Source organism: Pseudomonas sp. SWRI99, assembly GCF_014270125.1.
Classification (GTDB): Bacteria; Pseudomonadota; Gammaproteobacteria; order Pseudomonadales; family Pseudomonadaceae; genus Aquipseudomonas; species Aquipseudomonas hamedanensis.
Genome location: NZ_JABWQR010000043.1, coordinates 1 through 13,386 on the forward strand (window position 1 = coordinate 1; position 13,386 = coordinate 13,386).

A 13,386-nucleotide genomic window follows, 5' to 3' on the forward strand; every position below is an offset into this window, starting at 1 on the left:
GAGTAGGTCATCGTCAAGATTAAATTCCGAAACCCCAATTGCGAAAGCAGTTGGGGTTTTGTTTTGCCTGCGAGAAAGTTTTGCTATCCCGGCGAAACGCTACCTTCGCAAGCGCTGCCGTCGGGAAAATCCTTCTGAAGTCACCGCGCAGTTTTTGGTATGGTGCAGCTCGTTTTTTAACGGACTGATGCCATGCCCATGGATCGGCACTCAATTATGTCAAAGAGTTGCTGTAGAAATGCCTGAACCTATCCCGATCAAGGATCATGAAAAAGAAACGCGCCTGGTCAACAAACGGTTGATCGCCTGCGCCCTGTTTGTCTTCGCCGTCAGCTGTGCCTTGGTGGTACGGTTGTACATCCTGCAAGTGGTGGAATTCGACTATCACTCGACAATCTCTGAAAACAACCGCGTGCATGTCTTGCCGATCCCGCCGACACGGGGCCTGATTTACGACCGCAACGGTGTCCTGCTCGCCGATAACCGTCCCAGCTTCAACCTGACCATCACCCGCGAGCGCGCCACTGATGTCAATCGGGAGCTGGACGAGGTCATCAACCTTCTTCATCTGCCTGCCGAAGACCGTACGGTATTCGATAAAGCCATGAAGCAGTCCCGTCACCCGTTTACGCCAGTGACACTGTTTTATGAACTGACGGAAGAGCAGATTGCCGTTCTCGCGGTCAATGAGTTCCGCTTGCCGGGCTTGGATGTCGAGCCGCAGTTCGTTCGTCATTATCCTCTCGGTGCGCATTTCGCCCATTCGATCGGCTACGTCGGCCGTATCAATGAAAAAGAGTCCAAGGTGCTCGATCCGGTTGAATATCGCGGTACTCAATCTATCGGCAAAACCGGGATCGAGCGCTTCTACGAGGCGCAACTGCACGGTCACGTCGGTTACGAAGAAGTCGAAACCAATGCTCAGGGCCGGGTGCTGCGTGTGCTTAAACACACCGATCCGATACCGGGCAAAAACATCGTGTTGAGCCTCGACGTCAAGCTGCAGCAGGCCGCAGAAGCCGCGCTGGGGGATCGTCGAGGCTCCGTGGTTGCGCTTGATCCAGCGACCGGCGAAGTGCTGGCGATGGTCAGCAACCCGAGTTTCGACCCGAACCTGTTTGTCACCGGCATCAGTTCCAAGGAATATTCGGCGCTGCGAGATTCCATCGACCGACCGCTGTTCAACCGTGTGCTGCGCGGACTTTACGCCCCGGGTTCGACCATCAAGCCGGAAGTGGCGATCGCCGGTCTCGATGCTGGCGTCGTCACGCCGCAGACCCGTGTTTTCGACCCAGGTTATTACCAACTGCCGGACTTCGATCACAAGTACCGCAACTGGAACCACAGCGGTGACGGCTGGGTAGACATGGACGCGGCGATCATGCGCTCCAATGACACCTACTTTTACGATTTGGCGCACAAGCTGGGCATCGATCGTCTGCACGACTACATGGCGATGTTCGGCCTGGGCGAGAAAGTCTCGCTGGACATGTTTGAGGAATCCCCGGGTCTGATGCCATCCCAAGCCTGGAAGCGCGCCACGCGCCGTCAGGCGTGGTATCCCGGCGAAACCGTGATCCTCGGCATTGGTCAGGGCTATATGCAGGTCACGCCGCTGCAATTGGCGCAAGCGACCGCGTTGATCGCCAACAAAGGCGTGTGGAACCGACCGCATCTGGCCAAAACCGTCGATGGCGTCGCACCGGTCGACGAACACCCTATGCCGAATATCCTGCTCAAGGATCCGCGCGACTGGGAGCAGGTCAACCATGGCATGCAAATGGTCATGCACGACGCCCGGGGCATCGCCCGTGCGGCTGCGGCCGGCGCGCAATACCGCATCGCCGGCAAGAGTGGTACGGCGCAAGTGGTGGCGATCAAGCAGGGCGAGCGCTACAACCGTGAGAAAACCCTCGAGCGCCACCGTGACAACGCCTTGTTCGTCGGCTTCGCACCGGCAGAGCATCCGAAGATCGCGATTTCGGTGATGATCGAAAACGGCGAGGCCGGTGGTCGGGTGGCGGGGCCGGTGGTACGGCAGATCATGGACGCCTGGTTACTCGACCAGGACGGTCATCTCAAGCCGCAATACGCCGCGCCAAGCAAAGCGCCGGGTGACCCGCACGTTTGATCGTGACGGCTTCACAGCACTGGCTCACGCAAGCTGAGCGGGTGCCGTGAAGCGCTCGATAAATAGGCGATCGCGATCAGGCTCCTGGCACCGGGCAGCTCAGGTCGCCTTCCTCGCACTGCAAATACGGCTTCAGCGCCTCTACCCGTGCCTTGGTCACGGCGGTGAGGCATTGGCTGTAAACCAATGGATAAACGCTACCGCCCGCCACGCCGGACGCCGAAAACTGGCATTCGGCATCACGGAAGTCGATCCAGGCCCTTTGCGCGGTAACCAGCATTTTTTTGCTGTCCGGATTGTTCTTCAAGCGCCCGGTGATCTGTTGATACAGCGTGTTCAGCTCTTTATCCGCGGCTTTGTACGCCTGACCGGCACACTGATTCATCGTTGCCTGATCGCTGGCGTTGGCGCAGTCGACGGCAGACTGGGCGAACGGTACGAACAGGAAGGGCGACAGGGCCAAGAGTAAACGGGGGGACATGGGCAATTCTCGCTGTTTCGGAGGTAAGTGGCGAACAGTGTAGCGATTGCGTCGCGCTTACTCAGTCGACGCAGTCGAGACGCTGGTATCTGTCGGGTGTCCGAGTAGTAAAACCACACCACCGGCGACAGCCGTATCAGCCAATCGTAGCCAGTTGTCGGGGTGGCAAATGCGCCTTATTTTTCCTGACTGATACGGTGGCTGCACGGGTTTGATACAACTTCAGATTGGACATGTGGTCATACAAGCCTAGTGTTCAGAACAGGAGGTGACGTATGAAACCAGTACCTAACAGTTTCGAACGCAAAATCACGCTCAAGGCGCCGCGCTCGTACGTCTGGCGGGCTTTGGTCGATGCCGAGGCGTTCGGCCAGTGGTTTGGCGTGGCGCTGGAGGGCAGGCGGTTTATTGCCGGGGAATGGACGCAGGGGCAGGTCACCTACCCAGGTTATGAACACGTCCTGTGGAATGTGCTGATCGAGCGGGTCGAGCCGCAGCAGTTGTTCTCGTTTCGTTGGCATCCGTATGCGGTGAATCCCAAGATCGATTATTCCCAGGAACCGACCACGCTGGTCAGATTCGAATTGCAAGATTACGAAAACGGCACCCTGCTCAAGGTCTCCGAGTCCGGTTTTGCCCATATTCCCGATATTCGCCAGAAAGAAGCGTATTACATGGACAGTCGGGGCTGGGAGGAGCAACTGAGCCGACTTGAGCAGTTTCTTGCCGAGGCGGCGAAGACGCGCCAAAGCGGCAGTGCCTGACAGGTCTAAGGTTTTTCGGAAGTCGTCTTATGGCGAATGTCTTACACGCGCTAGTAGCTTTTACGACTATTGCTGATTGGATCCACTGCGTAATCTACACACATCAACTGAGACACAGGGAGTGTTTCAGGATCAAGGACGATCGACCATTGCAAGGATCGCTGCCGACAGGGAGTCGATAATGGTCTTGGGAAAAACCCGCTTCGGCGGGTTTTTTTTCGCCTGCAGAAAAACATCTGCAACGGTGGCGTGTGAAATTGTGGTGGGGGATTTATTCCCCCACCACACGATACAGGATCAATCAGGAGGCAATCAGCTGGCGCAAGACATAGTGCAAGATCCCGCCCGCCTTGAAGTACTCCACCTCATTTAACGTATCGATCCGGCACAGCACCTCGATCCTCTCCTGACGTCCATCCTCACGAGTGATGATCAGCGGCAGGTTCATCCGCGGCGTCAACTCGACACCACTCAGGCCCTGAATTTCGAAGGTCTCCTTGCCGGTCAGATTGAGGCTCTTGCGATTCTGATCGAGCTTGAATTGCAACGGCAGCACGCCCATGCCCACGAGGTTGGAGCGGTGAATCCGTTCGAAGCTCTCGGCGATGACCGCTTTGACACCGAGCAGATTGGTGCCCTTGGCCGCCCAGTCCCGGCTCGAACCGGTGCCATATTCCTGCCCGGCAATCACCACCAGTGGCGTGCCCGAAGCCTGATATTTCATGGCCGCGTCATAGATCGCCATTTTTTCCCCGGTGGGCATGTAGATCGTGTTGCCACCTTCCTCGCCACCGAGCATTTCATTGCGGATACGGATGTTGGCGAAGGTGCCGCGCATCATCACTTCGTGGTTGCCACGACGTGAACCGTAGGAGTTGAAGTCCCGCGGCTCGACGCCTTTCTCCCGCAAGTACCGGCCGGCCGGGCTGTCGGCCTTGATATTGCCGGCGGGGGAGATGTGGTCGGTGGTCACCGAGTCACCGAGCAGGGCCAACACGCGAGCACCTTTGACGTCTTCGATCTGTGGCAGCGGGCCGGAAATGTCGTCAAAGAACGGCGGATGCTGGATATAAGTCGAGTCGTCCTGCCAGACATAAGTCGCCGCTTGCGGCACCGCGATGGCTTGCCACTGTTCGTCCCCGGCGAAGACTTCGGCGTATTCCTTATGGAACATCGCCGTGTTGACCTGATTTACCGCGTCGGCGATCTCTTGGCTGCTCGGCCAGATATCGCGCAGATACACTGGATTGCCTTGCGGGTCATGGCCCAACGGCTCGCTGCTGATGTCGCTGCGTACGCTGCCGGCCAAGGCATAGGCAACCACCAGTGGCGGCGAGGCCAGCCAGTTGGTTTTAACCAGCGGATGCACCCGTCCTTCAAAGTTGCGGTTGCCGGACAACACCGACGCCACCGTAAGATCGGCTTTCTGGATGGCTTTTTCGATCGGTTCCGGCAGCGGGCCGGAGTTGCCGATGCATGTAGTGCAGCCATAACCGACCAGCGAGAAGCCCAACTGGTCGAGATACTGCGTCAGCCCGGCAGCCTTGTAGTAATCCGTAACGACTTTCGAGCCCGGTGCCAGCGAACTCTTTACCCAGGGTTTGCGGGTCAGGCCTTTTTCCACCGCTTTTTTCGCCAGCAGCCCGGCGGCCATCATCACGCTGGGGTTGGACGTGTTAGTGCAGGAGGTGATTGCTGCGATCACCACCGCGCCGTTTTTCAAGCGATAGGTGCGGCCTTCGTATTCATATTCGGCTTCGCCGACCAGATCGGCATTGCCCACTGCGACGCCACCACCGCCTTCGCTTTCCAGGCGTCCTTCTTCCTTGCTGGTGGGCTTGAATTGCAGGTCGAGAAAATCGCTGAACGCTTGGGCGACATTCGGCAGCGAGACGCGATCCTGCGGGCGTTTCGGTCCGGCCAGGCTGGCTTCGACGCTGCCCATGTCCAGCGCCAGGCTGTCAGTGAATACCGGTTCCTGGCCCGGCAGGCGCCACAGGCCCTGAGCCTTGGTGTATGCCTCGACCAGTTTCACCACTTCGGCCGGACGGCCGGACAGGCGCAGGTAGTCCAGTGTCACATCATCGACCGGGAAGAAACCGCAGGTCGCACCATATTCCGGGGCCATGTTGGCGATGGTCGCGCGATCGGCCAGCGGCAAGTCGGCGAGGCCGTCGCCATAAAACTCGACGAATTTGCCGACCACGCCTTTCTTGCGCAGCATCTGCGTCACCGTCAACACCAGGTCGGTGGCGGTGATGCCTTCCTTGAGTTTGCCGGTCAGTTTGAAGCCGATCACTTCCGGAATCAGCATCGACACGGGTTGCCCGAGCATTGCCGCTTCCGCCTCGATCCCGCCGACACCCCAGCCGAGTACGCCGAGGCCGTTGATCATGGTGGTGTGCGAGTCGGTGCCGACCAGTGTGTCGGGGAAGGCGTAGGTGCGGTCGTCTTCATCTTTGGTCCATACCGTGCGGCCGAGGTATTCGAGGTTGACCTGGTGGCAGATGCCGGTGCCCGGCGGTACCACGCTGAAGTTATCGAACGCGCTCTGGCCCCAGCGCAAAAAGGCGTAACGCTCGCCGTTGCGCTGCATTTCGATGTCGACGTTCTCTTCGAAGGCGCTGGCGCTGGCAAATTTATCGACCATTACCGAGTGGTCGATCACCAGATCCACCGGCGACAACGGATTGATCCGCTGCGGGTCGCCGCCGGCCTTGGCCATCGCGGCGCGCATCGCGGCGAGGTCGACCACGGCGGGGACACCGGTAAAATCCTGCATCAATACGCGGGCCGGGCGGTACTGGATTTCCCGGTCGGAGCGGCGCTCCTTGAGCCAGGCGGCCAATGCCCTGAGGTCGGCGCCGGTGACGGTTTTTTCATCTTCCCAGCGCAGCAGGTTTTCCAGCAGGACTTTCAGCGACATCGGCAGCTTGTCGAGGTCGCCCAAGGTCTTGGCGGCGTCCGGCAGGCTGAAATAGTGGTAGGTCTTGTCATCGACTTTCAAGGTTTTGAGAGCATTCAGGCTATCGAGGGACGGCATTACGATCACTCCTTTGAATCCGCACGGCTACGGATTGAGGGGACGGACAGAGCCTTAAACCTAGCCCTGTTTTGAGTAGCTGGCTAATAACTGGACTCTATGGGCGCAACCATGGTTCCGACTTCAGCTATCATGCGCCGGTTTTCGTGACAGGCGTTGCGGCAACGCAAGGCTTGAGCATCGCGCAGGGGCCGAATCATCGTCCGCTGCCCAGGAGTAAGAATGAACACCCTATTCATGCATTGCCGGCCCGGCTTCGAGGGCGAAGTCTGCTCGGAGATTTCCGACCTCGCCGCCCGGCTCAACGTGGCCGGCTACGCCAAGGCCAAAACGGCCGCCGCGTGCGCCGAGTTTGTCTGCACCGAAGCAGACGGCGCCGAACGTCTGATGCGCGGCCAGCGTTTTGCCGAGCTGATCTTCCCGCGCCAGTGGGCGCGCGGCTTCTTCATTGATTTGCCGGAAAACGATCGCATCAGCGTGATCCTCGCGCACATGGCCGACTTCCCGGTGTTTGGCAGCCTGTGGCTGGAAGTTGTCGACACCAACGACGGCAAGGAACTGTCGAACTTCTGCAAGAAATTCGAAGGTCCGCTACGCAAGGCGTTGACCGCCGCCGGCAAGCTGATCGAGGACGCCAGCAAGCCGCGTCTGTTGCTGACTTTCAAAAGCGGGCGCGAAGTGTTTCTCGGCATGGCCGATGCGGGCAACTCGGCGATGTGGCCAATGGGCATTCCGCGCCTCAAGTTCCCCCGTGAGGCTCCGAGCCGTTCGACGTTAAAGCTGGAAGAGGCCTGGCATCACTTCATTCCGCGCGATCAATGGGACGATCGCCTGCACAGCGACATGACCGGTGTCGACCTCGGCGCCGCACCGGGCGGCTGGACCTGGCAACTGGTCAACCGCGGCATGCTGGTCACCGCCATCGACAACGGTCCGATGGCCGAAAGCTTGATGGACACCGGGCTGGTGCAGCATTTGATGGCCGACGGTTTTACCTTCAAGCCCAAGCAACCGGTGGACTGGATGGTCTGCGACATCGTCGAGAAACCGGCGCGTAACGCCGCGATGCTCGAAGAGTGGATCGGCGAGGGGCATTGCCGCGAGGCAGTGGTAAACCTGAAATTGCCGATGAAGCAGCGGTACGCTGAAGTGAAGCGTCTGCTTGAACGCATCGCCGATGGTTTCAAGGCGCGTGGGATCAAAGTCGATATCGGCTGCAAGCAGCTGTATCACGACCGCGAGGAAGTGACCTGCCACCTGCGCCGGCACGACACCAAGAAAGCCAAAGCCCGCTGAGTTCGGAGCATACAGCCTGTGGGAGCGAGCTTGCTCGCGAAAGCGTCAGGTCAGCCAATACAAAATTGAGTGATCCGCCGCATTCGCGAGCAAGCTCGCTCCCACATCGGTTGGACGATATCCCCGGCAATGCGCGACAATGCCGGCCAGTTTCTGGAGTAAGTCATGAGTGAAATGATCGATACCCCGGTCGACGGCACGCTCGACGCCACCGGCCTCAATTGCCCGGAACCGGTGATGATGCTGCATCAGCACATCCGCGATCTGGTGCCCGGTGGCCTGCTCAAAGTGATCGCCACCGACCCTTCGACCAAGCGCGATATTCCCAAGTTTTGCGTGTTCCTCGACCATGAACTGGTCAGCCAACATGAAGAGTCCGGTACCTATCTGTACTGGATCCGCAAGAAACTCGCCTGAATCAAGGCTGGCATAAAACCAAATGTGGGAGCGGGCTTGCTCGCGAATGCGGTCTGTCAGTCACTGTGATGGCGACTGATCCATTGCATTCGCGAGCAAGCCCGCTCCCACATTTTTTCGTTCTGAGTAAAGTCTTCAACCCGCCGAACGACTGATCCGGATCCGCTTGCGCGCACTGCGCGTCAGGCGGATCGACAGCATCAGGGCCGCGCAACTCAAGCCGACGATCAGGCCCTGCCACAAACCGCTCGGGCCGCGTGGCTCGCCGAGCCAGTCGGTCAGACCCAGTGCGTAACCGACCGGCAAGCCAATGCCCCAATAAGCGAACAAGGTCAGGATCATGGTGACACGCGTGTCCTGATACCCGCGCAGGGCGCCGGCCGCGGTGACCTGGATGGCGTCGGAAAACTGAAACAGTGCCGAATACACAATCAGCATCGCCGCGATGTGAATCACCGTCGGGTCAGCGGTATAGATCGCCGCAATCGGCTCGCGCAGCAACAGCATCAGGCTGGCCGAAAGGCAGGCGTAGGCCAGCGCCGTGCCCATGCCGACGCCGGCGGCAAAACGCGCCTCGCGCGGTTCTTCACGGCCCAACGCCTGGCCGACGCGCACGGTAACGGCCATGCCCAGCGAGTAAGGGATCATGAATACCAGCGAACTGACGTTCAGCGCAATCTGATGCCCGGCCACTACCGTGGCACCGAGGCTGCCGATCAACAGCGCGATCACGGCGAAGATACTCGACTCGGCAAACACCGCGATGCCGATCGGCAAGCCAATCGACAGCAGACGCTTGATCACCGCCCACTGCGGCCAGTCGAAACGGCCGAACAGCTCGCTTGAACGATAAGCCGGCGCCCAACGCTCGTAACCGGCCAGGCCCAGCGCCATCACCCACATCACGATCGCCGTGGCCCAGCCGCAACCGACACCGCCCATCGCCGGCACGCCGAAATGGCCGTAAATGAAGATGTAATTCAGCGGAATATTCAGCGCCAGACCGCACAGACCCAGCACCATGGCCGGGCGGGTCCGGCCGATGCCGTCGCTGGTGCAGCGCAGCACATGGTAGAGCGCCACCGCCGGTAGCCCGCTAGCGATCCCGTGCAGGTACTGCATGCACGGGCCGATCAACTCGGGGTCTACTTTCATCAAGTGCAAAATCGGTTCGGCGGCAAGCAGCATCGCGGTTGCAATCAAGCCCACCACCAGCGCCAGCCACAACGCCTGCCGCACGATCGGACCAATCTCGCTGTGGTTGCCGGCGCCGAAACGCTGGGCGACTTTTGGCGTGGTCGCCAGCAACGTCCCGGTCATCAACAGAAAGACCGGCACCCAGATCGAATTGCCCAGCGCCACGGCAGCCAGGTCCTTGGGCCCGACGCGTCCGGCCATCACCGCATCGACAAAGCCCATGGCCGTGGTCGCCAGTTGCGCGATGATGATCGGCACCGCCAGGGCGAGCAGGTTCTTGAACTCCAGGCGAACCCGCGCAGGGCGGGTCAGGGAAACGGCGGCGGGTTGGTCAGGTACGGAATTCACAGGCAAAGCGTCCACAGAGGTTGATGCGCAAGGCGCCGCATTCTACGCCGCTGACGCCTTGGTCAGGAAAAATCCTCTGTTGCGGATTTGTAAGCGTAAACCCTGCTGGCTGATCGACGCGTCTGCACCTAAACTGCCGATCCGCCCAAGGAGCCCGCCATGCTGATTGTTGCCGACGAAAATATTCCGCTGCTCGACGCCTTTTTTGCCGGTTTCGGCGAAATCCGCCGCGTGCCGGGCCGTTCCATTGATCGCGCGACGGTGGAGCAGGCCGATGTATTGCTGGTGCGTTCGGTGACCAACGTCAGCCGTACGCTGCTCGAGGGCAGCAAGGTGCGCTTTGTCGGCACCTGCACCATCGGCACCGACCATCTGGATCTTGATTACTTCAATGAGGCCGGTATTACCTGGTCGAGCGCGCCGGGCTGCAATGCCCGTGGCGTCGTCGATTACGTACTGGGCAGTCTTATGACGCTGGCCGAGATCGAAGGCGCCGATCTGTCCCAGCGTACGTACGGTGTCGTCGGTGCCGGTGAAGTCGGCGGTCGCTTGATCAAGGTCTTGAAGGGTCTCGGTTGGAACGTCAAGGTCTGCGATCCACCGCGTCAGGCCGTCGAGGGCGGCGATTACGTCAGTATCGAGCAGATCATCGAACAGTGCGACGTGATCAGCCTGCATACGCCACTGACGCGCACCGGCTTCGATGCGACCTGGCATCTGTTCGATCAGCCGCGTTTACAGCAACTCAATCAAGGCGCCTGGCTGATCAATGCCGCGCGCGGCCCTGTTGTCGATAATGCCGCGCTGCGTGAGGTGCTGCTGGAGCGTGAAGACCTGCAAGCGGTGCTCGACGTCTGGGAAAAAGAGCCCGAAGTCGATGCTGCGCTGGCCGAGCTCTGTGTATTGGCGACGCCGCACATTGCCGGATACAGCCTCGACGGCAAGCAGCGCGGCACCGCACAGATCTATCAGGCCTACTGCACGTTCACTGGCCAGCCCGCCAGTATCCAGCTCAGTGATCTGATGCCGGCACCGTGGTTGTCGGAAGTTTCCCTGCACGGCGACAGCGACCCTGCATGGGCGCTGGCGATGTTGTGCCGTGGCGTGTATGACCCGCGCCGTGACGACGCGGATTTTCGTCGCAGTCTGGCAGGCAATGTCGCTGAGCAACGTGCGGCATTTGATGTGTTGCGTAAACAGTATCCGGTGCGACGCGAAATCGAAGGGCTGAAGGTGCGGATTGAAGGGGCTTCGCCGGCGTTGCGGCAGATCGTGGCGGCGCTGGGGGCGGTGGCCGTCTAGAAACCGAGGTGACCGATTCGCGAGCAGGCTCGCTCCCACAAAGACCTTCTGTTCGCTGAAGCCCCCCTGTGGGAGCGAGCCTACTCGCGAAAGCCATACCACCGATCCTGAATTACAGGCAGAAAAAACCCGGCCAACCAGGGCCGGGTCAGGAAGACGGTGGCTATATCACTCTTGTTCGGCAGGCTTGACCAATCGCTTCTCCAGTTCGCGACAAGCGTCCTGAATCATGTTTTCGGTGATCGGTACTTCGCGGCCCTGCTCATCGATAATCGAGCAACCCAGAGACTGGTCGGGCTGGGTGCGGATCACTTGAATCTTGTCTTCGCTGCTGTGTTGCAAGGACATGGCCTGTCTCCTCATCAGGTTGCGTGCCTAGGGTAAAACCGCCGCGTGACCAGGCGATGACAACTCCCTGCGGTCTGTCGGTCGGCGGCATCTCTACTCAAACAGAAATGTCGGCCGGCCTCAACCGGAGCCTTAGACCAATCGTTTCTAGCATCCGGACATCACGGGCATATTTAACCTGACTCATTGTGATTTACAGAGTTCCACCCCATCTGAGTCATCAGGCTGGCCCTATTCATCAGCGCAGACGTGAATTCCATGATCTCAATGCTTTCTTCCCGGCACCGGCGCGCCCTGCGCCTGACCAGTCATTTTCTCCTGCCGTATCGCTGGCACGCCTTTGGCGCGCTGCTGGCACTGATCGCCACTGCCGGCATTACCTTGTCGATGGGGCAGGGCATCAAGCTATTGGTCGATCAGGGCTTCATGACCCAATCGCCGGACCTGCTCAATCAGTCCATCGGGATTTTCATGTTGCTGGTGTTTGCACTGGCGGTGGGCACTTTCGCCCGTTTCTATCTGGTGTCCTGGATCGGCGAGCGCGTAGTCGCCGACATCCGCCGCCAAGTGTTCAATCATCTGGTGTATTTGCATCCGGGGTTCTATGAGGACAACCGCAGCTCGGAGATCCAGTCGCGACTGACCGCGGACACGACGCTGTTGCAATCGGTGATCGGCTCGTCGCTGTCATTGTTTCTGCGCAACCTGTTGATGGTCATCGGCGGCGTGGTGCTGCTGTTCGTCACCAATCCGAAACTCACCAGCATCGTCGTGATTGCGTTGCCGCTGGTGATTGCGCCCATCCTGATCTTTGGCCGACGCGTGCGTAATCTGTCGCGGCAAAGCCAGGACCGCATCGCCGACATAGGCAGCTACGTGTCCGAAACCCTCGGCCAGATCAAAACCGTGCAGGCCTATAACCATCAGGTGCAGGATGAGCAGCGTTTTGCCGCAACCGTCGAGCAGGCGTTCGAGACCGCGCGCAAACGGATTTTTCAGCGTGCCTGGCTGATCACGCTGGTGATTGTGCTGGTGCTCGGCGCTGTGGCCGTGATGTTGTGGGTCGGCGGCATGGATGTGATGGCCGGGCGGATCTCGGCCGGTGAGCTGGCGGCGTTCGTTTTCTACAGCCTGATCGTCGGCAGCGCGTTCGGCACCTTGAGCGAAGTGATCGGCGAACTGCAACGCGCCGCGGGCGCGGCTGAACGTATCGCCGAACTGCTGCGTTCGGAAAATATCATCCAGCCGCCAACGACCGGTCTGGTGACGTTGCCGCCACGGGTCAGAGGTGAACTTGAACTTCGCGATGTGCGTTTTTCCTACCCGTCGCGCCCAGAAAGCTATGCGGTCGATGGCTTGGATCTGACGGTGAAGGCGGGCGAAACCCTCGCTTTGGTCGGGCCGTCCGGCGCGGGCAAGTCCACGGTTTACGATTTGTTGTTGCGCTTTTACGATCCGCGGGAGGGCCAGATTCTGCTCGATGGCGTGCCGCTGACCCGTCTCGATCCACTGGATCTGCGCCGTTGTTTTGCCCTGGTCTCGCAAACGCCTGCGCTGTTTTTCGGCAGTGTGGAGGAGAACATTCGCTACGGTTGCCCGACGGCCACGCTTGCGCAGGTCAAGGAAGCCGCACGAATCGCCCACGCGCACGACTTCATTGAACAAATGCCTGACGGTTATCAGACCCATCTGGGCGACGGCGGCCTCGGCCTTTCCGGCGGTCAGCGCCAGCGCCTGGCCATCGCCCGCGCGCTGCTGGTGGACGCGCCGATTCTGCTGCTCGACGAAGCCACCAGTGCTCTCGACGCGCAAAGCGAGCATTTGATCCAGCAGGCCCTGCCAACGCTGATGCAAAATCGCACCACGCTGGTGATTGCCCACCGCTTGGCCACGGTGAAAAACGCCGATCGGATCGCGGTGATGGACCAGGGCAGGCTGGTGGCCGTCGGGACACATCAGGAATTGATCGCGAGCAATCCGCTGTATGCGCGGCTGGCGGCGTTGCAATTCAATGATGGCCATTGAGACGACTAAACAGGACTGATGCCTTGCGCCCACA

At 59.8% G+C, this 13,386-nt stretch carries 10 protein-coding genes; 6 read left to right on the forward strand and 4 right to left on the reverse strand.

Translation table 11 applies throughout. From position 1 onward, the window contains the following. Positions 1-238 precede the first annotated feature (238 nt). On the forward strand, positions 239-2,131 hold the full coding sequence (mrdA, locus tag HU743_RS25515) for a penicillin-binding protein 2 (protein ID WP_186652039.1): 1,893 nt from the start codon (positions 239-241) through the stop codon (positions 2,129-2,131). A 76-nt stretch (positions 2,132-2,207) separates the two neighbouring features. On the opposite strand, the gene HU743_RS25520 is transcribed toward mrdA, so the two are convergent. Beyond that, positions 2,208-2,612 (reverse strand): lysozyme inhibitor LprI family protein, encoded by a 405-nt coding sequence (locus HU743_RS25520; protein ID WP_186652041.1) that lies wholly within the window; start codon positions 2,610-2,612, stop codon positions 2,208-2,210. 275 nt (positions 2,613-2,887) lie between these two features. Here HU743_RS25520 and HU743_RS25525 point away from each other — a divergent pair, with 275 nt between their 5' ends. Next, the gene (locus HU743_RS25525) at positions 2,888-3,376 is read left to right on the forward strand and encodes an SRPBCC family protein (RefSeq protein WP_186621885.1); all 489 of its coding nucleotides are present in this window, start codon (positions 2,888-2,890) and stop codon (positions 3,374-3,376) included. Between the two features lie 301 nt (positions 3,377-3,677). On the opposite strand, the gene acnA is transcribed toward HU743_RS25525, so the two are convergent. Further along, positions 3,678-6,419: an aconitate hydratase AcnA gene (acnA, locus tag HU743_RS25530; protein ID WP_186652043.1), complete on the reverse strand. Its 2,742-nt coding sequence runs from the start codon at positions 6,417-6,419 to the stop codon at positions 3,678-3,680. A 222-nt stretch (positions 6,420-6,641) separates the two neighbouring features. Between acnA and rlmM the strand changes: the two genes are divergently transcribed. Then, complete coding sequence (gene rlmM, locus HU743_RS25535) at positions 6,642-7,715, forward strand: 23S rRNA (cytidine(2498)-2'-O)-methyltransferase RlmM (RefSeq protein WP_186652045.1); 1,074 nt, start codon at positions 6,642-6,644, stop codon at positions 7,713-7,715. Between the two features lie 165 nt (positions 7,716-7,880). Beyond that, complete coding sequence (tusA, locus tag HU743_RS25540; RefSeq protein ID WP_186621881.1) at positions 7,881-8,132, forward strand: sulfurtransferase TusA; 252 nt, start codon at positions 7,881-7,883, stop codon at positions 8,130-8,132. A 135-nt stretch (positions 8,133-8,267) separates the two neighbouring features. Here tusA and HU743_RS25545 read toward each other — a convergent pair whose 3' ends face one another. Next, positions 8,268-9,677, reverse strand: coding sequence for an MATE family efflux transporter (locus HU743_RS25545; protein WP_186652047.1), 1,410 nt, complete (start codon positions 9,675-9,677; stop codon positions 8,268-8,270). 159 nt (positions 9,678-9,836) lie between these two features. On the opposite strand from HU743_RS25545, the gene pdxB reads away from it, so the two are divergent. Continuing rightward, positions 9,837-10,979: a 4-phosphoerythronate dehydrogenase PdxB gene (gene pdxB / locus HU743_RS25550; protein ID WP_186652049.1), complete on the forward strand. Its 1,143-nt coding sequence runs from the start codon at positions 9,837-9,839 to the stop codon at positions 10,977-10,979. A 168-nt stretch (positions 10,980-11,147) separates the two neighbouring features. Here pdxB and HU743_RS25555 read toward each other — a convergent pair whose 3' ends face one another. After that, positions 11,148-11,327, reverse strand: a complete 180-nt coding sequence (locus HU743_RS25555; RefSeq protein ID WP_186550352.1) for a PA1571 family protein — start codon at positions 11,325-11,327, stop codon at positions 11,148-11,150. Positions 11,328-11,585: 258 nt separating this feature from the next. Between HU743_RS25555 and HU743_RS25560 the strand changes: the two genes are divergently transcribed. Further along, on the forward strand, positions 11,586-13,352 hold the full coding sequence (locus HU743_RS25560; RefSeq protein ID WP_186652051.1) for an ABC transporter transmembrane domain-containing protein: 1,767 nt from the start codon (positions 11,586-11,588) through the stop codon (positions 13,350-13,352). Positions 13,353-13,386: the final 34 nt, after the last annotated feature.